Here is a 25,226-nt window from a genome sequence, read left to right on the forward strand (position 1 = left end):
GGGAAATATCCGGGGCAAAATCCTTGTCGCGCCTGAACTGCCACATGTCACCAATGACGACACCCTGGTGCACAATGCCGGGTTCGTCGCTGTACTCAATGTTCACGGTTGCACCCGGCCAGCACGTGCCGCTGAACCTGGGCGAAAGTCCGTCATCTTCAGGCTCGTTCAGGCCAGGGACCTGCGGCGGGATGGTGACTTTGAGGACAAACCAGTTTGGCGACTGATGACCGTCGAGAAATTGCTTTATGTGTACCTCACGCTCGAACGACGGTCCCCAGACCGTTGAAGCCTTGCTTGACCATTGCCCGCCGTTGACCGCAACTGGAGGCGCTTCGTGATCTCCGCTATTGGGCCTGTGCAGATACACCGTGGCGCCGTTGAAGCCTTTGCCGCTGAAGGTCGGTTGGTAGTCGTTGTTGAATTGCACGTCACTGACATCGGGGAGAATGTTTTTGACCTCAAAGGTCAGCGGGAGCGACTCGATCCAGCCGCCGGCGTTGTCTCTGATCTTCTGGACGGCGTTGATTTCATAGGTGCCAAGTTTCCAGCCCGTTACGGCGGTGCTCCAAGTGCCGTTGCGCTGTACTTGTGCGTTGGGAGGCGCGACCGGCATTGGGCCGGCTGGACTTTCGAGGATAGTGAACTCGATTTCGGTTCTGAGCTTCTCGTCGAAATGTCCGGTGCCGGAAAATGTGATCGTTTCATTGGCTTGCGTGTATGTGACGGTCGGCTTGCCCGTGCGTACCCGTATGCCGAAGGGTTGGCTGGTCAGCGATGTCACTCTCAAATAGGTATGCGTGCCGACAATCGAATGCGGACCAGGTGTCAGCGTGAAAGATGCAGACCATGCGCCTGTGGCGGCATCGGTTGGGATGCTGATTTGAGCTTGGGTGTTTTCCGAACGCACGGCAACAGCACTGGAGATCCCGGCGACGACAGTGCCTGTGAACGTCGATGTCATGTCCACCGTCTGCGTCAATCCAGGAGACGTTATTCGGGGGGGGTCAATGACATAAAAATTTCGTTGGACTGACGGCACAGATGTTGCGCCATCGTATCTTTGACTGGCGACTAGAGAATAATTTTCGCCGAACGCAAACGTATAAGTGCTGGTACCACCCCATGACCCATCAATTTCGATCTTTGCGTCGGCCAATACTTTGATCGATGTGCCTTTGATGTAAACATCCACTCTCGTCATCGCTTGGTGCAGACCGCCTGTACCCGCAAATTGCGGCGTTTGTGTATTTATAACCTGCGGCAACGGCGTGAGCGTTACAGGCTTGAGTACGGTCAGTGACGCTTTCCCCGCGTAGCGCCCCTGCGTATTTCCATACTCCTCACGGATGATGAAATCCTGTAAACCCTGGGGGACATTATCAAGGAGGGTGACAGTCCAATTTCCGTAGCCATTGGTAATGGTCGTTGTGCTCAGTACAGTGCCTGAATTGGGACGCTCAAGCGTGATTTTGCTGCCTTTACCGGCGAGGCCTGGAACCGTTGTAGTCACAGTACGATTGCTAGCAATGCGAGCAGCCTTTCTGACCAGCAAAGTCCGCGGTGTCCACCTTGACCATTGATCAACGTAATGCCATCTTCCATCAACTCTGACCTGCAGGTCACTCTCGGGAAGGTCTTCGACTCGAATACTGTGCCAGACGCCCCCCAACCATGCACTTTCAGTGATACGCCGGTAGTAATTATCGGCTCCTTGAAAATCCAGATGAACTTTGTGATAGCGGCCATCGTTTACCGGTATACGAAACTTGAAGTCCATCGTGGTATCTACTAACAGTGACCCGGAGCCGGCCTCATACTCCAAATCCGCGACCAAGATTCCCGGCTCTTCGGAAATCGGATCATCGGATTTTTGGGAAGAGCGATGGTCCTCAGGAAACGGGCGATCTTCTGGAGAATTGGAGCCTGGGTTCTCATGGTCGGACATGATTGAGCTTCCTTATACCGTCGGTACCTGGGTGCTTCATTGAAGAACCGTAAGCATGAAATGACACCTGTAAAATCTGACAGTCCCGATCAGCGGTAACTATTCCCACGCCGCAACATGCTGACGTCCTTCAGCCGTTAACACGCGGCTACATCAAGTTGCGCCGTTGCCTACACATCACTCAGAATCCGCCGGCTTGTGCGCTTTGAAGCTGCCCCGTAACGTGATCCGTGCCGCTGCCAATCAGTGGTCGGGTTTAGTCGCCCGGGGGTTTGTCATCAAGGTGTATAAGCGTCATCCAGTCGGGTAATCCCTATCCCCGCACTCGATGGTGGCTGTACGCAGGGCGCTTCGGCGCGCCGGTTTTTGGTGATACCCCCGGTCGACTAACCTGCGTCCAGCCGCCACCCTTTCGTTTAGTCGCGAGGGGTGAAGGCCCCAACCAAGGGTTATCACCATGATCAAACCAACGCCCAATCCCCCTGAAAGCGAAGACTCGACCTCCCTTTTCGCTTCCCCCGATTCCACCAGACTCCACGAGGCCGCTGAAAAAGCCCTCGATCACTACCTGAAAAAACCCGGCGCTGCGCCGTCGTGCAATTCCGTCGATCGCGGCATGCAGATGTTCATGGTTGCGCCCGACATCAACCCCGAAGCGATGGCCATTCAAACCTACGAAACCTTTTCTTCGGTCAGCATTCTGCTGCTCGACCTGGCGGACAGCCTCGAGGACAAGCCGCGACATCTGGCGATGGCGATCTATCAGTTGAGCGAGATGGGGTTATTGCTGGCGGAGAAGGCGCTGGATCAGGAGCGGGCGATCGCGGTGGCGTGACGTCAAGATCAAAAGATCGCAGCCTTCGGCAGCTCCTACATCTGGAATGCGTTCCCCTGTAGGAGCTGCCGAAGGCTGCGATCTTTTGTTGTTCAGGCAGAAGCCGGCAACGGCTGAAAACTGAAGTACTGCTTCAGCGCCAGCACCAGCTCGCCGAACTCCGCCGGTGCACGCCGCAGGATGAAACCGGCGTCGTAATGCATCGGCGTGGCGTCTTCATGGCACCACACGCAGCAGGCGCTGAAATCGATGACTTGCTGGCTGCCATCACGGGCGGGGATTTTGAGGCGTAACTGGAAATCTGCGCCGATCATCATCGGCAACTGGCTGATCAGCATCAGCCCGTCCGCAGACACGTTGCCGAGAAAGCCGACGGGTTTGTCGGTGATGCTATTGAACACTCTGAGGTAATACGGCAACTGGTGCCGTTCGATCCGGCGGTCGGTAAACATGATGTGCTGTACGCCATGCAGGGCTCCGCCAGGGAGCCGCACCTGTGCTTCGGAACGAGCCTGTAGGCAGGCCCGCTCTCCCCGCTTCCGGTGTGACGGTCGCGACAATCGCCGTCACTTTTACCACTGCCAGTCGCAGGCGTTGCGCCGCCATCGAGACAAGCCTCGCAAGCGGTTTCCTTGACTATAGCGGAGCTTGTACAGACGGCCAGATTTTGTACGACAGTACCGTCAGAAGCGTGTCGGCCGCACCACCGCAGCGGCGCTGCGTGTCGGGTAATGGCCCAGGCTCTGCAAGGTTTCCAGACGCGCGCGGGCGCGGTAGGCGTATTCGCTGTTGGGGTACGAAGCGATGATGAACTGGTAGGTCTGCACCGCGTCGATGTACAGCTTCTGCCGTTCCAGGCACTGGCCGCGCATCATCGACACTTCCGGCCACACGTACGGGCGGGCGCGGCTGGCACGTTCTACTTTGGACAGTTCAAGCATGACCTGCTCGCAATTGCCACGTTCATAGGCGCTGTAGGCGTTGTTCAAATGATGGTTCATCGACCAACGGGTGCAGCCCGTCGCGGCGAGGACGCTGAGGGCAAGGGCGGCAATGGGCAACAATCGCATGGGGGTTCTCCTGTCTTGTGCTCTGTATCGACCCCTGGTCGAAAATCTTCAGGCGCGTTTGTCCCGAAGTTGCCACGTTCAATAAAGAAAACGATAAGTAGTGCATTCGAACAATGACTACACCCTTCGAGCATAGTAGCCTCTGCCTGCGCTTGAACTCAGGAGTCTTTGCATGTCCGTCCGTCGTACCAAAATCGTCGCTACCCTTGGCCCGGCCAGTAACTCGCCGGAAGTTCTCGAACAGCTGATTCTGGCTGGTCTGGACGTTGCCCGTCTGAACTTCTCCCACGGCACCCCCGACGAGCACAAGGCTCGCGCGAAGCTGGTGCGTGACCTCGCTGCCAAGCACGGCCGCTTCGTCGCCCTGCTCGGCGACCTGCAAGGCCCGAAAATCCGTATCGCCAAATTCGCCAACAAGAAGATCGAGCTGAAGATCGGTGACAAGTTCACCTTCTCCACCAGCCATCCGTTGACCGAAGGCAACCAGCAAGTGGTCGGCATCGACTACCCGGATCTGGTCAAGGACTGCGGCGTGGGCGACGAGCTGCTGCTCGACGACGGCCGCGTGGTGATGCGCGTTGAAACCGCCACTGCCACCGAGTTGCATTGCGTGGTGACCATCGGCGGCCCGCTGTCCGACCACAAAGGCATCAACCGTCGCGGTGGTGGTCTGACTGCCCCGGCCCTGACTGAAAAAGACAAGGCCGACATCAAGCTCGCCGCCGAAATGGAAGTCGACTACCTCGCAGTGTCCTTCCCGCGTGACGCCGCCGACATGGAATACGCCCGTCAACTGCGTGACGAGGCCGGCGGCACAGCCTGGCTGGTGGCGAAGATCGAACGCGCCGAAGCCGTGGCCGACGACGAAACCCTCGATGGCCTGATCAAGGCTTCCGACGCAGTGATGGTTGCCCGTGGCGACCTCGGCGTGGAAATCGGCGACGCCGAGCTGGTGGGCATTCAGAAGAAAATCATCCTGCACGCACGTCGCCACAACAAAGCGGTGATCGTCGCGACGCAGATGATGGAGTCGATGATCCAGAACCCGATGCCGACCCGCGCCGAAGTGTCCGACGTGGCCAACGCCGTGCTCGACTATACCGACGCTGTGATGCTCTCGGCAGAATCCGCCGCTGGTCTCTACCCGCTGGAAGCCGTGCAGGCGATGGCGCGCATCTGCGTCGGCGCCGAGAAACACCCGACCGGCAAGACCTCCAGCCACCGCATCGGCAAGGAATTCAGCCGCTGCGACGAAAGCATCGCGCTGGCGACCATGTACACCGCCAACCACTTCCCGGGCGTCAAAGCGATCATCGCGTTGACTGAAAGCGGCTTCACCCCGCTGATCATGTCGCGTATCCGCTCCTCGGTGCCGATCTACGCGTTCACCCCGCACCGCGAAGCCCAGGCCCGCGCAGCAATGTTCCGTGGCGTCTACACCATCCCGTTCGACCCGGCCTCGCTGGAACCGCACGAAGTCAGCCAGAAAGCCATCGACGAGCTGACCAAGCGCGGCGTTGTGGAAAAAGGCGACTGGGTCATCCTGACCAAGGGCGACAGCTACCACACCACTGGCGGCACCAACGGCATGAAGATCCTGCATGTCGGTGATCCGCAGGTCTGAGTGACCGGCCGCTGAAACACGAAAGCCCCGCCATGTGAATGGCGGGGCTTTTTGTTGTCTGCATGTCGCTGAAAACCAGTTTTCACAGAACGTCAACTGTCAGTTCTGTCAGTTGTTGCAAGAGCCATTTTTGACTAGCGTGCTACTTCACCACCCAACCACTCAAGACTGGGCACGACTCGTGATCAAGGAGGATTGAAGATGGACGTTGCGGCAAACATCTCGCCAGGTAAATTCGACCCAACGTTTGGCAATCAGGGCGTTGCCACTCCGAAAAAACCTCCCGATTTTTCAGGAGACCTTGTCCTGCGGGGGGTGATGGTCGACAAATCAGGGCGCACCTATATCGCGGGAAGCGTAGGCCAATCGAACGGTGATGCCTACTACTTGATCAGACTGGATAGCAATGGCGTACACGACACTCAATTTGGCCAGAGTGGCTACGTAACCGGTCAATTTGAGGACGGAGAAGGATCGCATTCCTTCGCTAACGAAATAGTGGAACAGGCCGACGGCAAACTGCTGCTCATCGGCAGTTTCTTTCAGGCTAACCTCAAGCGTGCCATAGGAGTCGTGCGTCTCGACGTCGCTGGCAACCTTGATCCGGCATTCAACAAAACCGGCAAAGTCGCTGTTTACCTCTCGGATGACGACACGGCAGATCAGAAGCACCAGCAACTACCCAACGCAGCGAACTCAAAAACCGGTAGCCAGCGGTCGACCGTTCTGCCTGACGGCAAGATCGTATTGCATACCACCGTAGATCGGGATGGAAACAAAGTAGCGACAGCCGTCATTCGACTCTTGCCTGACGGCACACGGGATATTGAATTTAACGAGGGAGAAATCGCCTATGTTCTCCACCCGAATTTCACTCACACGGAGCTATACGATCTATTGGCAAAACAGGATGGGACCTACGTGCTCGCGGGCTGTGTACGTGGCAATAATCCTTACCGGGCAGTACTCAACCGCTTGACTGCTACCGGGAAAATTGATGACTCGTTCGCCGTTGATGGCTTTGAAGTGATGGATCCATTAGAAAACTCGCTGAGCGTCAATGTCTTGAAAGTTATCGGGCAGACGAATAAGCGGCTGTTATCCGTTGGGTATACCGAGCCTGCACACCATGGCGTATTGATCAGCCGGGAATCCGACGGCAAACCCAACATCCAGTTCAACGCAGGCAAACCACTTCTGAGCAGACTGCAAGGCATTGACACCTTATGGCTTGACGCGTCCATCCAGAGCAGCGGACACATACTTGTTGCCGGGCTGAGTCAAGTGTCCTCTGGTTTTAACCATGTTATTGCCAGATTCACCGATGACGGCGAATTGGACACGGATTTTGCGGATGGCAAAGGCTGGCGAGTGTTCGACCTGGAGAGGGGGATCTGGACTGGGGTTGCAATCGGTGAAGGTAAAATGACGTTCCTCGGCCAAAGGCAAGTCGACGGGCAACGGGTTCAATGCGTCGGCCGTGGATTGATCGAGTGACCTTGCGACGAGTTTACCGGCTGCCCCTGATTGAGAGTTTTATGGTCTGGTCAACCCCTTTCGCGAGCAGGCTCGCTACCAACTTTGAAATGCGTTCCCCCGTGGGAGCGAGCCTGCTCGCGAAGGCGTCTTGACCGTCACCGAAAAAACCTGCTCAACGCCGCCACAGCCTCCGGCGAACGCAGGCGCTGGGTGAACAACGCACCCTCCTCCTCGATCACCTTGCGCAGCAGATCCCGATCCGGCGCTCGCATCAATTGCTTGCTGATGCGCACCGCTTCGGCCGGCAATTCATCAAACCGCAGCGCCACTTCTCGCGCCTTGCTCAACGCCGCTTCACCGCTGTCCAGCGCTTCGGTGGCGATCCCCCACTGCGCAGCCTGTTCGCCGTTGAAGCCTTCCCCAAGCAGCAATAACTCAGCCGCTTTCGCCTGCCCAAGCAAACGCGGCAGGATCAGGCTGGAACCGAATTCGGGACACAATCCGAGGTTGACGAACGGCATGCGCAGCCGGGCGTCGCGGCTGACATAGACCAGATCGCAGTGCAGCAACATCGTCGTTCCGATGCCTACCGCTGCACCGGCGACGGCGGCGATCACTGGTTTGCGGCATTCGAGCAGGTTAAGCATGAAGTGGAACACCGGGCTGTCGAGGTCGCTCGGCGGTTGCTCGATAAAGTCGGCGATGTCGTTGCCGGCGGTGAAGCACTCGGCACTGCCAGTGATCAGCACGGCGTTGATTGCCGGGTCACCGTCGGCCTGTTTCAGTGCTTCGGCGAGGCGGCTGTACATGGCGCGGGTCAGGGCGTTTTTCTTGCACGGGCGGTTGAGGCGCAGGGTCAGTAAACCGCGTTCGCGTTCCAGCAGGATGGCTTCGGTCATGGCGTGTCTCGCGTCTGAAAATCAGCGCTCAACCACGGCTCACAAACACGTCGGCCAGCAGTTGATTGCGCGGCAATCCGGCCAGGTACAGACGCTTGGCGAAAGCGTCGACACTGGCCGTCGAGCCGCAGACTAAGGCCAGGGTCTGCCGGGAAACAAGGCGCAGTTGCGCCAAAGCGGCGGCCGACTCGGCCGCGGTCCACAGCTCGACACTGAGGTTTTCCCGCTGCGCAGCCAGTGCAGAAAGGGGTTTGGCCAGATAGTGCTCGCGTTCGTCATGGGCCAGGTGAATGACGCGGATGGCGCCTTGGTGATCCTGACGCAAGGCTTCGCGCAGCACACCGAACAACGGACCTAAACCGGTACCGGCGGCCAGCAGCCACAGCGGGCGCGCATGCCAGTCCGGGTCATAGTGCAAAGCGCCACCGCGCAGCTCGCCGAGGCGGATCGAGTCGCCGATCTGCAGCTTGCGGGCGGCATCGATGAATTCGCCGGGCTGGCGGCAGTCGAGGTGAAACTCGAGGAAGCGGTCTTCTTGCGGCAGGCTCGCCAGCGAGTACGGGCGGGCGATGTGGCCGATCCACAGCACCAGATGCTGGCCGGCGTTGTAGCGCAGTGGCCGCTGCGGGGTCAGGCGCAGGCGCAGAACGCTGTCGCTGAGCCAGTCCAGCGCTTCGACCAAGGCCGGCAGACCGTCAGTAATCGGGTCGAAGGTATGCACCTGCAAGTCTTCGACCACTTGGCATTGGCAGGCCAGGCGCCAACCGTCCTGACGTTGCTCGGCACTCAAGGCATCCGGACGGTTGTCGCTGGGCACACCTCGGATGCATTGCACCAGACAGGCATGGCAACTGCCGGCGCGACAGCTGTAGGGCACGGCAACGCCGTTCTGATTGAGACTGTCGAGCAGATTGCTGCCCGGCTCAACCGTCCACTGCCGGTCACCGACGCGCAATTCAGGCATCGACGTTCTCCCACGCGGCGGCACAACGATTGCGCCCGTCACGCTTGGCCCGGTACAGCGCCTGATCGGCACGCTGCAACGCCTCATCCAGATCATCGCCAACGGACAGCAGGGTCATGCCCGCCGACAGGCTCAGGTTGCGCACTTGCAGGCCCATCAATTCCACCTCGCTGAAGGCGATGCGCAAACGCTCGCAACACGCGGTCAGGCGTTCGGCATCACAGTCGGGCACCAGCACCACGAATTCTTCGCCACCATAGCGCGCCAGCACGTCACCGTCGCGCAGGCAGGCTTGCGCCACACCGGCAAACGCCTGCAACACCTGATCGCCGGCGGCGTGGCCGTGCAGATCGTTGATGCGTTTGAAGTGGTCCAGATCGATCAGCGCCAGCCCGTGCATCACGTCGCTGTCCAACGCGTTCAGCTCGCGCGAGGCGATGCGCAGGAAATGCCGGCGATTGAACAGCCCGGTCAGTTCGTCGGTGGCGACCAGGTCTTCAAGCTGGCGCATCATCCCGCGCAGGGTGTCCTGATGCGCCTGCAAGGCAAACCGGCGCTGACGCTGACGTTGCCGCGAGACCTGGACAAAGCGTGCGTAAAGCACCAGCCACGCCAAAACCATCGCCAGAATGCACACTTGCAAGGCCGCGAGCGCAGGCTCGGCCAAGCGGAAGTGGTAAGCGTCCCACAGGGTAATCGCGGAGAAACTGAAGAACACCAGCAGCGCGCAGCGGATGAACACCCGTCGGGTGAGATGGAACAGGCCGAACAGCAGGATCAGCACATAGAACACCAGAAACGCGCCGCGTGCCTCGTCGACATGGGCGATCAGCCACGTCTGCCAGCCCAGCCCCATCAGCACTTGCGCTTCGGTCAGGCTGGGGTCGGCGAAGCGCTGGTTGCGCCCGCTCCAGAACATGGCGAAAAGGCTCGCCTGACTGATGACCACCAGAGCGCTGCCGATAGCCACTCCACTGAGCGATTGCTGATAATGCCCGGTGAAAAACGCCAGCCACAGCAGCAGCAAAGCCAATCCGTAGGTGGCCGCAGCGAGGGCGAAGCGTTTGAGCAAAAGGCGTTGAATGGCGTTATGGGTCAATCGTTGACTCACCGTGCGATAGGAGGCTGACCGAGTGTCCTACTCTACAGACCGGATGCCACTTTAGAGGGCCGGTCGCTAAATGACCACCGATTTTCGGGCTCGAAAATTGACGTCAAATGCATGACCTGAATGAGCTGCATTGATGCCCGCACCAGGTCCCTGTGGTGAGGGGATTTCTCTTCGATGGGCTGCGAAGTGGCCCCCTGCAACCTGTCAATCACACTGAGCTCACAGGTTTTACGACTGCTGCGCAGCCGAGCGGGGATAAATCCCCTCGCCACAGGGTCATCCGACCAAAAGCCAATGTGCCCCCACCACCGAGGCGCGGTATACTGCCGCGCCTTTTTAGCGTCGCGCCACAAAGGGACAGCCATAAGCCGCAAGCCTCAAGCGGCAAGCTCAAGCTGTCCGCGTAATGCTTTAACTTGCCGCTCGAAGCTAGAAGCCTGTAGCTTCCCCACCGTTTTCAGAGGAGCGCGACTCATGACCGTGATCAAGCAAGATGACCTGATTCAGAGCGTTGCCGACGCCCTGCAGTTCATTTCCTATTACCACCCCGTGGATTTCATCCAGGCGATGCACGAAGCCTACCTGCGCGAAGAGTCGCCAGCGGCCCGTGATTCGATGGCGCAGATCCTGATCAACTCGCGCATGTGCGCCACCGGCCATCGCCCGATCTGCCAGGACACCGGTATCGTCACCGTGTTCGTCCGTGTCGGCATGGACGTGCGCTGGGATGGCGCCACCATGGGCCTGGACGACATGATCAACGAAGGCGTGCGTCGCGCTTACAACCTGCCGGAAAACGTCCTGCGGGCATCGATCCTTGCCGACCCTGCAGGCGCTCGCAAGAACACCAAGGACAACACCCCGGCCGTAATTCACTACTCCATCGTCCCGGGTAACACCGTGGAAGTGGACGTGGCGGCCAAGGGCGGCGGTTCCGAGAACAAGTCGAAAATGGCCATGCTCAACCCGTCCGACTCGATCGTCGACTGGGTATTGAAGACCGTGCCGACCATGGGCGCCGGCTGGTGCCCACCGGGCATGCTGGGTATCGGCATCGGCGGCACCGCCGAGAAGGCCGCAGTGATGGCCAAGGAAGTGTTGATGGAATCCATCGACATTCACGAGCTGAAGGCCCGTGGTCCGCAGAACCGCATCGAAGAAATGCGTCTGGAACTGTTCGAGAAGGTCAACCAGTTGGGCATCGGCGCCCAGGGCCTCGGTGGCCTGACCACTGTGCTCGACGTGAAGATCATGGATTACCCGACCCACGCCGCATCCCTTCCCGTGTGCATGATCCCCAACTGCGCCGCCACTCGTCACGCGCACTTCGTGCTCGACGGTTCCGGCCCGGCCTCGCTGGAAGCGCCACCGCTGGACGCCTACCCGGAAATCGTCTGGGAAGCCGGCCCGTCGGCCCGTCGCGTCAACCTCGACACCCTGACCCCGGAAGAGGTGCAGAGCTGGAAGCCGGGCGAAACCGTGCTGCTCAACGGCAAGATGCTCACCGGTCGCGACGCCGCGCACAAGCGCATGGTCGAGATGCTCAACAAGGGCGAAACCCTGCCGGTGGATCTGAAAGGTCGCTTCATTTATTACGTCGGCCCGGTTGATCCGGTCGGTGACGAAGTGGTTGGCCCGGCCGGCCCGACCACCGCAACGCGGATGGACAAGTTCACCCGCCAGATCCTCGAGCAGACCGGCCTGCTGGGCATGATCGGCAAATCCGAGCGCGGCCCGACCGCGATCGAAGCGATCAAGGACAACAAGGCCGTGTACCTGATGGCTGTCGGCGGCGCCGCTTACCTGGTTGCGCAAGCGATCAAGAAGTCCAAGGTGCTGGCATTTGCCGAGCTGGGCATGGAAGCGATCTACGAGTTCGAGGTCAAGGACATGCCGGTCACCGTAGCGGTGGACAGCAAAGGTGAGTCGGTACACATCACTGGCCCGGCGATCTGGCAACAGAAGATCAGCGAAAGCCTGGCGGTAGAAGTGCAGTAAGCCTCTGGCGTCATGAAGACGGCCGGCGCATCCGCAAAGATGCCCCGGCCGTATTTGCTTGTTCAAACCAATCGCGATAACAGAATGTCCCAAGCACAGAAAATGATCTTGCGCACCTGTCAGATCTGACAGGTCCATCTCTGGCCCACTCCTGTTAGCGTCTATCCATACGCCCTATGTAGCGCGAATGGACTCGACCATGGCCGATCAAGACCTCAGCATCACAGCTCCCTCCATCGCCAAGAGCTCATCGATCGCCACCATCGGCAAGAGCTGGAGCGCCGTCGGTCCCACCGCCTCGGCTGGATGCGAATTGCCGATTCCGCTATCGAGCGGTCGTGGTTACGATCCGCAAATATCCCTGTCAATCAACAGCCAGAGCGGTAACAGCCCGTTTGGCCTCGGTTGCAACCTGGGCCTGAGCCAGATCAGCCGCCGCACCAATAAAGGTGTTCCACGTTATACCGAGCACGATGAAATCATCGGGCATGACGGCGAGGTATGGATGCCGGAGCTCGATGATGCCGGAAACCTGAAGTCGCGCACGGAACACAGCTACAGGGATCGCCCCATTCCTGAGCACAACGTCGTGATCTACCGGGCGCGGATCGAAAGTGATTTTTCCCTGCGCGAATGCTGGCATCCGGCTGACGGTGGAGCCCCTTTCTGGCTGATCCACGGCGCCGACGGTACGTTGCATGTCTACGGCAAAACCAGCGCCTCACGCCGTGCCGACCCCGACGACGAATCGCGCATCAGTAGCTGGCTGCTGTGTGAAAGCATGAACGCCCATGGCGAACACATCTGCTACGAGTACAAGGCCGACGATCAGCCTGACGAGCCAGACCCGATTCACGACTACCGCGCCCAGCGCTATCTGCGCCGGGTGTGTTACGGCAATGCCACGGCGAGCGATCGCCTTTACAGCTGGGACACTGACCGGCCGACGGATCTGCCATGGCATTTTCAACTGGTGTTCGATTACGGCGAACGCAGCAGTTCGCTGACGGAGACCCCGAGCTACGAAGAAGTGAACCGCTGGCGGCTGCGACCGGATCCGTTTTCCACCTATGGCCAGGGTTTTGAGCTGAGCACCCGCAGGCTCTGCCAGCAAGTGTTGATGTTTCATCACTTCCCCGGGGGCCTGGCGACAGAGGCAAAACTTGCACGTCGCCTGCTGCTGGAATATCGACCGATCCAGAACCCTGCGCAGTGGGCCTACAGCCAGATCAGCGCGGCGCACTATCAGGCCTTCGATGCGCAAGGCAATGTCGAGCACTCACCGCCGCTAGAGTTCGAATACTCGCCCTTCGAGATCAATCAGACACCCGCACGCCTGTTGGAAAACGAGACTCAACCGGGCATCGAAGACGGCGGGTTCTATCAATGCGTCGATCTGTATGGCGAGGGCGTGCCGGGCTTTCTCTGCCGCTATAACAACGCCTGGTATTACCGTGAACCGCTGCGCGCGGCGCCTGGTACCGAACTGATCGGTTACGGCCCATGGGCTCTGCTGGACAAGATCCCGGTGGCAGATCGCAACCGCGCCGTGGCGCAACTGCTTGATCTGACCGGCGACGGCCGCCTGGACCTGATCATCGCCCGGTTGGGTTACTGCGGGTTTCATGCGCTGAATGCGCAGCGGCAATTCGAACTGTTCAGCGCGTTCGACAAGTTTCCCCGGGAACACCAGGATCTGACTTTGACCATGGGGGATTTCAGCGGCGACGGGCTGATGTCAGCGGCCAGCATCAGCCCCGACCGCGTGCGCCTCTATGCCAGCCTGCGCGAAAAAGGCTTCGCCGCCGCACAGGAAATACCCCATGAATACGCAGACGACCGTCTGCCGGTGTTCAGCAACTCGCGGACCGAACTGGTGCTTCTGGGCAACCTGCTCGGCAGCGACATGCCCGAGCTGTGCCGCATCCGCCATGACGAGGTCCGCTGCTGGCCGAATCTTGGTCATGGCAAATTCGGAAAAGGTCGCAAGATCAGCGCCCTGCCCTTCACCCATGAAGAATTCGACGCCTCGCGAGTACGTCTGGCCGATCTCGATGGCTCCGGCGCGCCCGCGCTGATCTATCTGCGATCCGAAGGGTTCGACATTTACCTGAACCGGGGCGGCAACGGCCTGGAGCAGATTCCCGTCAGCGTGCCGTGGCCCGAAGACGTGCGCTATGACCGTTTGTGCCAGGTCAGTTTCGCCGACCTGCAAGGCCTCGGTTGCGCCAGCCTGATTCTGACGGTGCCGCATATCCAGCCGCGGCATTGGCGTTACGATTTTGTTGCAGCCAAGCCCTACCTGCTGGTCAACAGTAACAACAACATGGGCTGTTCCAGCAGCGTGACTTATCGCAGCTCGGCTCAGGAATGGCTGGATGAAAAGGAGCGGCTGCTGGCACTTGAGCGTGCACCGGTATGTCACCTGCCATTTCCGCTGGCCGTGGTGAAAAAACAGGAGCAGCACGACGAGATCACCGGCAACCGGTTGACCCAGTCGTTCACTTGGCGCGAAGGGTTCTACGACGGCAGGGAGAGGGAATTTCGCGGGTTCGGCTACTTGCAGCAACTTGACTGCGAGGTTGGAACCGATCCTTCAGAGCCTGGCTTCAGCGAGCCGGTGCAAACATGCACCTGGTTTCACAACGGTCAGGAAATCAATCGCTCCCGCGACGATTATTTCAGCGCGGATGTGGACGCCTGCCCGTTGGGCGAAACCCTGTTCAGTCGTTACCACCCCAAAGGTGAAATCGATGAGCCCGTCACCCCGGAGGGCTCCGACAGTCGCTATCGGATTGCGCAGGCACTGGTTGGCTCGGTCGCTCGAACAGAAATTTTTCCCTACCGCGCCGATGCGCAGGCGCCCGGTGCAGCCGCACTGTACTCGGTAGAAGAGAAGCGCTATCTGGTTCGCGAGGTGCGGCCGCAGGGGCCATATGCCGCAGCCGTTCTGCTGCCCCTTCAGGTCGAAGCCATCAGCTATCAGTACGACGGTTTTATCAACGACCCGCTGTGCCGCCACGATGTCACCCTGCGCTGGAACGCTTATGGCGCCGCGACCCACGCACTTACGGTGAGCTATGCGCGCAGGTTGACCGCCCAGAGCCCGCCCCCCTTCACCGAAGACCATCTGAATCAATGGTGGTCCGACGCTCACGACGAGGCGCAGCAATACTTTTACATCAGTGAAACCCGTGCACGTCTGATCAATCTGCCAGAGCCACAGCAATGGCGATTGGGCTTGCCGTATCTGGAACGGGGCGATGCGCTGAAATTGGCCAAAGGTACGCTCCCCGGCGAGTTGAACCCGGCACGGGTGTCTTTCGAATCACTGAGAGAGCTGCAGGATACGCAAGAATGGGCCATGGAAAGGGTACTGACTTCGCAATCCATACAGCGCTATGTGGACGTAGAAGGTACTGAACTGGATGACGGCGTCGCCGGATTCGAAGCGCTGTCGCACTCTCTGGAGCTTGCCCTGCTGGATAAAACCGCGCTGGACGCTTACAGCATTGTGCCGGACCTGAATATCCGCGAGGCCCTCGCGGCAATTGGTTACTCACCCATGCAACTGCTGTTCGAAGCACCGCCCAGCGAGGAACCAAACCTCTGGTCGTCGCGGTTCAATCTGGCCCGGTACGGCGACTTGCAAGCGTTCTACAACGTGCTCGATTTCAATGAAACGCCAAGCCATGGCGTGACCAAAGCCGAATACGATCAACACTATCTGACGGTCATGCGCATGGAATTGCCCGACGGTTGTGCCGTTCAGGTCGCGGAGTTCGATTATCACGCCCTGAAACCCAAGCGAATCACCGACGCCAATGACAACACTGAAGAAGTCATCTACGAGCCTTCCGGTCAGCCACTGATCATCAGCTTTCACGGTACCGAGAACGGCAAACCTGCCGGATTCGACAAGCTGACCGATGACTGGACCTTGCCGGATCCCAGTCCGGAATACGCCATTGAGTTTCCGGAAGATACCGTAGGACACGCAGCGAGCACTCTGCACAAAAACCTTTTCAGCTGGATGGGCCTGATACCCGCCTCCACACTTCAAAGCCGCTCGATCGAGCAAGGTGACCTGTTGCCCGGCGGGCATATCCGTGCCAGCGCACGTCGCCGGCTTGCGCGAAATCCCGGTCTGACGACTGAAGACCGGCAATTGCTCATGGCCATCGAACTGGCTTACCGAGAACCGGTTCACACCGTAGTGCTCAGCGCCGACCGCTATCCGTACGACGCCATAAAGGCGCAGATCCAGATCGTCAAAACCTGCGTCGACGGCTTTGGTCGAGTACTGCAAACCCAGCAGAAGGTCGATCCGGGGTTGGCTTATGTGGTGGGTGAGGATGGTGAGTTGCTCATCGAAGAAGGTGAGCAACCGACGCAGACACGCTGGCGCATCAGTGAACGCGTCGAATACAACAACAAAGGTCTGCCGCAGCGCCAATACCGGCCGTTTTTCGCCAACACCCACCGCTACGTCAATGATCAATCGCTGCGCCAACTCGGGTTGTTCGATCAGCTGTTCTATGACGCAACGGGGCGTCCGATCAAGCTGATCAACGCCAAGGGCGACTTTTCCCGCGAGACTTATCATCCCTGGTATCACGCCAGTGAGGACTTCAACGACACCGCTGAAGAGGTGATGTTTACGCGCGGGTCAGGCTCATGACCGCCTCCGCGCATTGGCGCACGCCTTCGCTGACAGCCAGCGACGGACGTGGCCTGCCAGTCCGTCAGGTCGCTTATTTGCGTACCGTGGCGGGTGACACGCCGAAAGCTCTCGTGACCCGCCAGCGCCACGATGTCGCCGGGCGCCTGGTCGCGCAACAGGATCCGCGCCTGCCGACAGCAAACACAACCAGCGTGTTTGCGCTGAACGATATCGCCGTGTTTACCAACAGCCAGGATAGCGGCTGGCGCCTGCTGCTGCCGGGCAGGGCCGGGGAGCCCGGACACCGTTGGGATGAGCGCGGGCACGTCTGGCAGTCGACCTTTGACGAGCAATTGCGCGTGGTGCAGCTCGAAGTTTCGGGAAACGGCGAAAATCAGTTCGATACCTTCACGTACGCCCCAGGCTCTGCGGGAGCGGGCTCCAACCTGCGCGGCCGGTTGATCCGGCAGACAGATCCGTCAGGTTCGCTGGACATCACCGGCTATGCCCTCACCGGACAGGCACTGGTGGAAAAGCGCACTTTTCACGATAACGAAGCGTTCACCAGCCATCAGGTGTTCAGTCCGCTTGGCGCCGTACTTGAACAGACCGATGCCGGCGGCCATCGTAGAGCATCGCGCTACGGTCTCGCCGGGCAACTCAGGCAAATGGAACTGCAAGTCGAGACGAAAGTCACGCAGGTCTTGCTGGATGCGCAGTACAACGCCAACAATCAGCTCACCTCGCAACTGGCCGGTAACGGCGTCCTGAGTCAGTGGACGTATGATCCGGCCGATGGACGCCTGCATACGCGCACCAGTCAGAAAACCGCTCACTCCAGATTGCAGGATCTGCAATATTTATACGATCGCGTCGGCAATATCATCCGCATCGAAGACCACGCCTTCGAGCCCGTCTGGTTCGCCAATCAACGGGTCGACGGCCACCGCGAATTCAGCTACGACTCCCTGTACCGGTTGGTCCGCGCGACCGGTCATGACGACGCGCTGCCCCCGGACATTCCCGGCCTGCCGCGACCGCCCGACGAGAAAAACCGCCTCAACTACACCCAGACGTATAGCTACGACGATGGCGGCAACCTGATCGAACTGCGTCATCAGCGCGACGGCGCCAGCCGCACCCGGCGCATGTGCATCGACGATCAAAGCAATCGCGGGGTGCGCTGGGAAACGGGCGACGAGCCGCCGGACTTCGGTACCTGCTTCGACCCGCACGGCAATCAACGCAAGCTGCGCCACGGTCCGTCATTGCAATGGAGCAGGCGTGATGAGCTGGAGCGCGTGGATCTGGTTATCCGTCAGGACGGCGATAACGATGCCGAGTATTACCAGTACAGCGCCGGCCAGCGGGTCCTCAAATGTCATGAATGGTTTACCGACAAGGTCCGCCACTTCCACCAGGTGCGCTACCTGCCGGGGCTGGAAATCCGCAGCAAGGACAACGGCGAGGAGCTGCACATCATCAGCCACGGTAACGCGCGCTGCCTGCATTGGGCGCAACGTTCAGTGCCGATAGACGACCAGATGCGTTACACCCTCGAAGACCACCTCGGCTCTTGCGTGATGGAGCTCAATGAAGACGCTGTGGTCACCAGCGCAGAAGGCTATTACCCGTTCGGCGAAACCGCGTGGATGGCGCCGGAATCGGAAATCGAATACCGCTTCATCCGATATTCCGGTAAGGAAATGGATTTCAGCGGTTTGTACTACTACGGCGCCCGCTATTACGCGCCGTGGTTGCAGCGTTGGGTCAGTGCGGACCCGGCGGGGGATGTGGATGGGTTGAATCTGTATGGTTTTGTCGGTAACAACCCGATTCTGTTCATCGATAACGACGGTAACAAAAAAGACTTACCGTCTGACGTCAGGCAGGACATCGCGACCTACGCAAAAGTCCTGGATAACCTGGGCAATGAGCTGCAAACGTACAATCGGCAATTGAACGGACTGTTCAGCGCTACGGACATTTCCAAACGCATGGCCATAAACACAGGCTTCAACATTGGCAAGGGAGTTGCCACCACGACAGCAGGGAAAGGCGGCGAAGCACTTGGGACGCTGATATTGCCCGGAGTCGGGACATTTATCGGAGGGATCGTCGCCTCAAAAATCTCCGGCGCGGCAATCGACAAACTCGGCGAAATTACAACTGTTTCCACTCCCGTCCTGCCCAATGCCAAAAAACTGAATCCCGAGAGCATTCACAGCAACGCCACAACAGGCATTTTAACCCCTCTGAGATACGCAAAAAAAATAGCCAGATCATATGATCCTCGGACTTCCGAGGGAGCAAACAAGCTGATCGAAACAGTGGCCGAGAAAACGCTCAGCAAGTTTGCGCAGATACCCGCTGCAAGTGACATGATGGCCATTGCTTACTCTGGAAAGGACACAGCCACAGCGCTGGCTGGTTTAAGGGATATCGAAATTGATGACCTCGAGGCAGCGTTGGGTTTGATTATCGACCTGCTTGAACAGGACCAAAGCGACATCAATGCGGCTTTCAGCGAAATCGGAGTCAACGAATTTTATGACCAAGGTCTGGTGGGCTCATTCGGTTATGCGCTGGATCTTGCAACAGGTAGCGTCGGAACCCAGAACTCCAGCTCAATCAGCCGGGATCGGATCAAGAAAGAAATTTCCTTGCGCATGGCCGAAGCAAGGCGCGGTATCGAGTTGATTGGCAGATATCGCCAATACAACGGTCAAAAGACGGCGTAAACAAGTTCGCCTGCCTTCAGGCAGTTTTACCGTGGTTCTGCGCCTGGATAAATCATGAGCACCTGGCCCTTGAATAGATCAACGCATATCCATACGCCAAGCGTGCAGGTCAAGGATCCCCGGGCTTTGGTCGTCAGGCATATTGCCTATCTGTGTGCAACGACGCATGGAGAAATCAAGCCCCTGATCACCTGCCAGACTCACAACCCTGCCGGGCGCCTGCTAGAAAAACGGGATCCGCGCTTATCTGCACCCAACCTCACTACTCACTACTCGCTCAACGGCATCGTGTTGAAAATCGACAGCGTCGATGCCGGCTGGCGTTTGGTACTGCCGGGACTGGCCGGTGAGCCTCGGCAACGTTGGGACGAGCGCGGCCATGCCTGGCGATCGACCTTTGACGACCAGCTGCGTGTCGTCAGACTCCAGGTCACCAGAAAGGATGAGGAGGAAGAGGAAGAGGTCGAAACTTTCCTCTACGCCGGTGGCGCCGACACCACCAACCACAACCTGCGCGGACGGTTGATCAAGCAAACCGATGCGTCTGGTGTTCTGGCGATATCCAGCTATTCCCTCGCCGGCCAGCCGATGCAGGAAACCCGAACTTTCCAGGACACACAGGCTTTCACCAGCCATCAGGTGTTCAGCCCGCTGGGCACGGTGCTGGAGCAAACCGATGCCGGCGGCCATCGCAGAGCATCGCGCTACGGTCTCGCCGGGCAACTCAGGCAAATGGAACTGCAAGTCGAGACGAAAGTCACGCAGGTCTTGCTGGATGCGCGGTACAACGCCAACAATCAGATCACCTCGCAACTGGCCGGTAACGGTGTCCTGAGTCAGTGGACGTATGACCCGGCCGATGGACGCCTGCATACGCGCACCAGTAAGAAAACCGCTCACTCCAGATTGCAGGATCTGCAATATTTCTACGATCGCGTCGGCAATATCATCCGCATCGAAGACCACGCCTTCGAGCCAACCTGGTTCGCCAATCAACGGGTCGACGGCCACCGTGAATTCGACTACGACTCCCTGTACCGCCTGATCCGCGCGACCGGTCATGACGACGCCCTGCCCCCGGACATTCCTGGCCTGCCGCGACCGCCCGACGAGCGAAACCGCCTCAATTACACCCAGACGTATAGCTACGACGACGGCGGCAATCTGACCGAATTGCGTCATCAGCGCGACGGCAACAGTCGTACCCGCACGATGTACATCGACCAGAAAAGCAATCGCGGGGTGCGCTGGGAAACGGGCGACGAGCCGCCGGACTTCGATATGTGGTTCGACCCCCATGGCAATCAACGCAAGCTGCGCCACGGTCCGTCATTGCAATGGAGCAGGCGTGATGAGCTGGAGCGCGTGGATCTGGTTATCCGTCAGGACGGCGATAACGATGCCGAGTATTACCAGTACAGCGCCGGCCAGCGGGTCCTCAAATGTCATGAATGGTTCACCGACAAGGTCCGCCACTTCCACCAGGTGCGCTACCTGCCGGGGCTGGAAATTCGCAGCAAGGACAACGGCGAGGAGCTGCACATCATCAGCCTCGGTAACGCGCGCTGCCTGCATTGGGCGCAACGTTCAGCGCCGATGGACGACCAGATGCGTTACACCCTCGAAGACCACCTCGGCTCTTGCGTGATGGAGCTCAATCAAGACGCTGTGGTCACCAGCGCAGAAGGCTATTACCCGTTCGGCGAAACCGCGTGGATGGCGCCGGAATCGGAAATCGAATACCGCTTTATCCGTTATTCCGGTAAGGAAATGGATGTCAGCGGTTTGTACTACTACGGCGCCCGTTATTACGCGCCGTGGTTGCAGCGTTGGGTCAGTGCGGACCCGGCGGGGGATGTGGACGGTTTGAACCTGTATGGATTCGTCGGTAACAACCCGATCGTCCATGTCGACCAGACCGGTGCCTTCAAAGTGGTGTTTGACCTGATCAGAAAAGCGGTGGGTATCTTTGATCAAGCGCAAACTGCGGCGGAGCAATTGCACAACCTGACCACCGAGTTCGATGGCCTGATAGCTGAAGGCCAGAACATCGAGGAGGTGCGCAAAAGCATGACGTTCGGCAAATTCATCACCTCCCGGGCCGGCATCAAATCGGTCTTTTACGGTATCGGCAAAGGCATCGCGATCGGCAGTGTCATCGGCACCGTGGTACCCGGAATCGGCAACGCCATCGGTTCCGGCGCAGGGGCAATCGCGGGGGCAATAGTGTTTCCGGTATTGCGTTACCACTTCTTCAAGAAAGGTTTGAAAGCAGCGCAAACACTGCACACCCAAGAGCTCAAGGACGGGCTGAAAACGCTGGGCGACGGCGCTGCAAAAGCCGTCGACGGCGCGGGGGCTCTTCTTGATGGAGGTGCTGCGCTTATCGACAGCATCAAGACCTTCACGGATAACCTCAACAGCTACTCCGAGCACATCCAGCAGATGTTCTATGCCCAACTGGACGCACTGGATGCAGAAAAACAGCGTCAGGTCATGAAGCTGTCCAGGAATGGTGTAGACCCGTTCGAAGCCATCGACAAGGTCATGCAAACCGCACAGGCAATCATCGAAGCGCCGAGCGAGGCGCAAGGCGTGACTGAACGCCTGCAGCAACTGGAGCGCTCGCTCGCTGCCGAACCTCAGGCAAGACCGGTGCCGAAGCCGAGGTTGAATCTTGTGCATCGACGTCAGGTACAGGAGACAGCTGTTTAGCAGACACGGCCGGCGCGAACAGCGCGCCCGGCCATCTCGGCCCATGCTATCGTGCCCGCCCGTCCTGCCGACCTTTGATCCAGCATGCTGCCGACTTCCCGTACCCTGCGTCTGTCGTTGTATTCCCTGCTGATCATTGCCGGCACGGTCATTGCCGCGACGCTCGCCATGCGCCACGCCGAGCGTCAGGCGCTGGAAGAAGACGCGGCCCGCGCCAATCAGCAACTGGGGTTGTACGCCAACTCCTTGCACACCCTGATCGACCGCTATCGCGCCCTGCCCGCCGTGCTGGCGCTGGACCCGCAATTGCGTTCGGCCCTGGCCGGACCGGTCGATGCTGCGCAGCAAGCGGCATTGAATGTGAAGCTGGAAAAAATCAACGGTGCGGCGCAGTCCTCGACCCTGGAATTGCTGGATCGCACAGGGCTGGCGGTGGCGGCGAGCAACTGGCGGCTGCCGAGCAGTTATGTCGGCCACAACTATGGTTTTCGCCCGTACTTCAGCCAGACCCGCACCCAAGGCACCGGGCGTTTCTACGCAGTGGGCGTGACCAGCGGCATTCCCGGGTATTTCCTTTCCAGCGCCGTACTTGGCGACAACGACGAGTTTCTCGGCGCGATGGTGGTCAAGCTGGAATTTCCCGAGCTGGAACGTGAATGGAGCCAGGGCAGCGACACGCTGCTGGTCAGCGATGCACGCGGCATCATCTTTATCGCCAATCAGCCGGGCTGGCGTTATCGCGCCTTGCGGCCGTTGAGCGCCGATGATCTGGCCGAGATCAAAACCACGCGTCAGTACGACAAGCAATCGCTGCTGCCGCTGACCCATTTGCCGCTACGGCGTTTCGATGACAACAGCGATCTGCGCCGGGTCGAAGGTCCGCAGGGCACGGCGGACTATTTATGGGAATCGCTGCCGCTGACGACCGAAGGCTGGACCCTGCACCTGTTGCGCCGTCCGCAAGTGGCCTTCGAGGATTTGCGCAACGCCGCACTGGCCGCCGCTGGCGTTTGGCTGGCGCTGGTGTTCCTGTTGCTGTTTCTCAATCAGCGCTGGCGGCTGGCCAAGGTCCGTCAGCGCAATCGTGAAGAGCTTGAGCGTTTGGTCGAGGAGCGCACCCGCGACTTGCGCACCGCGCAGGAAGGCCTGGTGCAATCGGCCAAACTCGCCGCGCTGGGGCAGATGTCCGCCGCGCTGGCCCACGAAATCAATCAACCGCTGACCGCCCAGCGCATGCAACTGGCGACTCTGCGCCTGCTGCTCGAACATGGCCGCGTCGATGACGCCTACAAGGCGCTGAAACCGGTGGACGACATGCTCACGCGCATGGCTGCCCTCACCGGCCACCTCAAGACCTTCGCCCGCAAAAGCCCGAGCGGCTTGCGCGAACGTCTGGATCTGGCGACGGTGGTCGATCAGTCGCTGCAACTGCTCGATGCGCGCCTGCGTGACGAGCAGGTCAGCCTGGTGCTGCATCTGACCCGTCCGGCGTGGGTGCGCGGTGATGCGATTCGTCTGGAACAGGTGTTGATCAATTTGCTGCGCAACGCGCTGGATGCGATGCAGGGTAAAGCCTGCAAGCGCCTGGAAATCCGTCTGGAGGCCGATGAGCAATTGTGGCGGCTCAGCGTCAGCGACAACGGCGGCGGCATTGCCGAGGAACATCTGGGCCAGGTGTTCGATCCGTTCTTTACCACCAAACCGGTGGGCGATGGTCTGGGTCTGGGGCTGGCGGTATCCTTCGCCATCGTGCATGAATCCGGCGGGCGCCTGAGCGTCGAGAATGGCGACCACGGCGCGGTGTTCAGCCTGACCCTGCCAATCGATCTGGAGGCACACATCTGATGCTCAATTCGGTGATGGTGGTCGACGACGAAAGCAGCATTCGCAACGCCGTTGAACAGTGGCTGAGCCTGTCGGGGTTTCAGGTGCAATTGTTCAGCCGGGCCGAAGAATGCCTCGCCGCGCTCCCGGAACATTTTGCCGGGGTGATCCTCAGCGACGTGCGCATGCCCGGCATGGACGGTTTGCAACTGCTCGCCGAAGTGCAAAAGCGCGACAGCGATCTGCCGGTGATTCTGCTTACCGGCCATGGCGATGTGCCGATGGCGGTCGAAGCCATGCGCGATGGCGCCTACGACTTTCTGGAAAAACCGTTCAGCCCGGAAACCCTGCTCGGCAGCCTGCGCCGGGCGCTGGACAAACGCCGCCTGGTCCTGGAAAACCGCGCCCTGCACGAACTGGCCGACAACCGCGCAAAGCTCGATGCGACGCTGCTCGGCGTGTCCCGCGGCTTGCAGACATTGCGTCGGCAGGTGCTGGATCTGGCGACGTTGCCGGTCAACGTGCTGATCCGGGGCGAAACCGGCAGCGGCAAGGAACTGGTCGCGCGTTGCCTGCATGATTTCGGCCCGCGCGCCGGTAAACCTTTCGTGGCGCTGAACTGCGCGGCGATCCCGGAGCAACTGTTCGAGGCCGAACTGTTCGGCCATGAGAGCGGCGCGTTTACCGGCGCCTCGGGCAAGCGCATCGGCAAGCTGGAATATGCCGATGGCGGCACGCTGTTTCTCGACGAGATCGAAAGCATGCCGCTGGCCCAGCAGGTGAAATTGCTGCGGGTCTTGCAGGAACAGAAACTCGAGCGGCTGGGTTCGAACCAGAGCATTCGCGTTGATTTGCGTATCGTCGCGGCGACCAAACCGGACTTGCTCGACGAAGCCCGCGCCGGGCGTTTTCGTGAGGACCTGGCTTATCGCCTGAACGTCGCCGAACTGCGCTTGCCGCCACTGCGCGATCGCCGCGAAGACATTCCGTTGCTGTTCGAGACCTTTGCGCAGAATGCCGCTCAGCGTCTGGGCCGGACCTTTCCGCCGTTGACCGGTGCGCAGCTCAGTCACCTGCTCAGCCATGACTGGCCGGGCAACGTCCGCGAACTGGCCAACGTCGCCGAACGTCAGGTGTTGGGGCTGGATGAACCGGTCGCCGGAATCGACCCGGGGCAATCGCTGGCGGCGCAGCAGGAAGCGTTCGAAGCGCAATGCCTGCGCGCGGCGCTGACCCGGCACAAGGGTGATGTCAAAGCCGTGCTCGAAGAACTGCAACTGCCGCGCCGCACCTTCAATGAAAAGATGCAGCGGCATGGGTTGAGTCGGGAGATGTTTCTGGCGGAGTGAGGCAGA

At 59.5% G+C, this 25,226-nt stretch carries 14 protein-coding genes and 1 pseudogene; 9 read left to right on the forward strand and 6 right to left on the reverse strand.

Annotated features, from left to right (window positions below; translation table 11 throughout):
• Window positions 1-1,948, reverse strand: a pseudogene (locus tag QMX86_RS15990) (hypothetical protein); the annotation flags it as partial.
• Between the two features lie 457 nt (window positions 1,949-2,405).
• Here QMX86_RS15990 and QMX86_RS15995 point away from each other — a divergent pair.
• Window positions 2,406-2,783 (forward strand): DUF6124 family protein, encoded by a 378-nt coding sequence (locus tag QMX86_RS15995; RefSeq protein ID WP_122706450.1) that lies wholly within the window; start codon window positions 2,406-2,408, stop codon window positions 2,781-2,783.
• 92 nt (window positions 2,784-2,875) lie between these two features.
• Here QMX86_RS15995 and QMX86_RS16000 read toward each other — a convergent pair whose 3' ends face one another.
• Window positions 2,876-3,235 (reverse strand): PilZ domain-containing protein, encoded by a 360-nt coding sequence (locus QMX86_RS16000; RefSeq protein WP_073471945.1) that lies wholly within the window; start codon window positions 3,233-3,235, stop codon window positions 2,876-2,878.
• 231 nt (window positions 3,236-3,466) lie between these two features.
• Complete coding sequence (locus QMX86_RS16005) at window positions 3,467-3,853, reverse strand: hypothetical protein (RefSeq protein ID WP_016773461.1); 387 nt, start codon at window positions 3,851-3,853, stop codon at window positions 3,467-3,469.
• A 172-nt stretch (window positions 3,854-4,025) separates the two neighbouring features.
• On the opposite strand from QMX86_RS16005, the gene pyk reads away from it, so the two are divergent.
• Together pyk and QMX86_RS16015 are read left to right on the forward strand one after the other, a co-directional pair.
• On the forward strand, window positions 4,026-5,477 hold the full coding sequence (pyk, locus tag QMX86_RS16010; protein WP_024014116.1) for a pyruvate kinase: 1,452 nt from the start codon (window positions 4,026-4,028) through the stop codon (window positions 5,475-5,477).
• Between the two features lie 201 nt (window positions 5,478-5,678).
• Entirely contained in the window at window positions 5,679-6,974 is a 1,296-nt protein-coding gene (locus QMX86_RS16015) for a hypothetical protein (RefSeq protein ID WP_273527895.1), read from the forward strand.
• Window positions 6,975-7,111: 137 nt separating this feature from the next.
• Here the strand turns inward: QMX86_RS16015 and QMX86_RS16020 are convergent, their stop codons facing one another.
• From QMX86_RS16020 to QMX86_RS16030, 3 genes are read right to left on the reverse strand one after another with little or no spacing between them, the layout of a single operon-like run.
• Window positions 7,112-7,855, reverse strand: a complete 744-nt coding sequence (locus QMX86_RS16020; protein WP_130930208.1) for an enoyl-CoA hydratase-related protein — start codon at window positions 7,853-7,855, stop codon at window positions 7,112-7,114.
• A 28-nt stretch (window positions 7,856-7,883) separates the two neighbouring features.
• A complete protein-coding gene (locus tag QMX86_RS16025) occupies window positions 7,884-8,819 on the reverse strand; it encodes an iron-sulfur-binding ferredoxin reductase (protein WP_073471937.1) in 936 nt (311 codons plus the stop codon).
• On the reverse strand, window positions 8,812-9,918 hold the full coding sequence (locus QMX86_RS16030; RefSeq protein ID WP_073471934.1) for a GGDEF domain-containing protein: 1,107 nt from the start codon (window positions 9,916-9,918) through the stop codon (window positions 8,812-8,814). The genes QMX86_RS16025 and QMX86_RS16030 overlap by 8 nt, the downstream gene beginning before the upstream one ends.
• 486 nt (window positions 9,919-10,404) lie before the next feature.
• On the opposite strand from QMX86_RS16030, the gene QMX86_RS16035 reads away from it, so the two are divergent.
• The 6 genes from QMX86_RS16035 (at window position 10,405) to QMX86_RS16060 (ending at window position 25,220) form a co-directional block, all read left to right on the forward strand.
• Window positions 10,405-11,928 (forward strand): fumarate hydratase, encoded by a 1,524-nt coding sequence (locus QMX86_RS16035; protein ID WP_024014122.1) that lies wholly within the window; start codon window positions 10,405-10,407, stop codon window positions 11,926-11,928.
• A gap of 199 nt (window positions 11,929-12,127) precedes the next feature.
• Window positions 12,128-16,609 carry a SpvB/TcaC N-terminal domain-containing protein gene (locus QMX86_RS16040; protein WP_282384825.1) on the forward strand — a complete coding sequence of 1,494 codons (4,482 nt, stop codon included), beginning with the start codon at window positions 12,128-12,130 and terminating at the stop codon, window positions 16,607-16,609.
• A complete protein-coding gene (locus tag QMX86_RS16045) occupies window positions 16,606-19,332 on the forward strand; it encodes an RHS repeat-associated core domain-containing protein (protein WP_282384823.1) in 2,727 nt (908 codons plus the stop codon). Before QMX86_RS16040 ends, QMX86_RS16045 begins: the two co-directional genes overlap by 4 nt.
• 54 nt (window positions 19,333-19,386) lie before the next feature.
• Entirely contained in the window at window positions 19,387-22,047 is a 2,661-nt protein-coding gene (locus tag QMX86_RS16050; RefSeq protein WP_282384821.1) for an RHS repeat-associated core domain-containing protein, read from the forward strand.
• Window positions 22,048-22,131: 84 nt separating this feature from the next.
• On the forward strand, window positions 22,132-23,892 hold the full coding sequence (locus QMX86_RS16055) for an ATP-binding protein (protein ID WP_125917718.1): 1,761 nt from the start codon (window positions 22,132-22,134) through the stop codon (window positions 23,890-23,892).
• Window positions 23,892-25,220, forward strand: coding sequence for a sigma-54 dependent transcriptional regulator (locus tag QMX86_RS16060; protein ID WP_073471925.1), 1,329 nt, complete (start codon window positions 23,892-23,894; stop codon window positions 25,218-25,220). The genes QMX86_RS16055 and QMX86_RS16060 overlap by 1 nt, the downstream gene beginning before the upstream one ends.
• Window positions 25,221-25,226: the final 6 nt, after the last annotated feature.

It is taken from the genome of Pseudomonas sp. PS01270 (assembly GCF_029959775.1).
Lineage (GTDB): Bacteria > Pseudomonadota > Gammaproteobacteria > Pseudomonadales > Pseudomonadaceae > Aquipseudomonas > Aquipseudomonas atacamensis.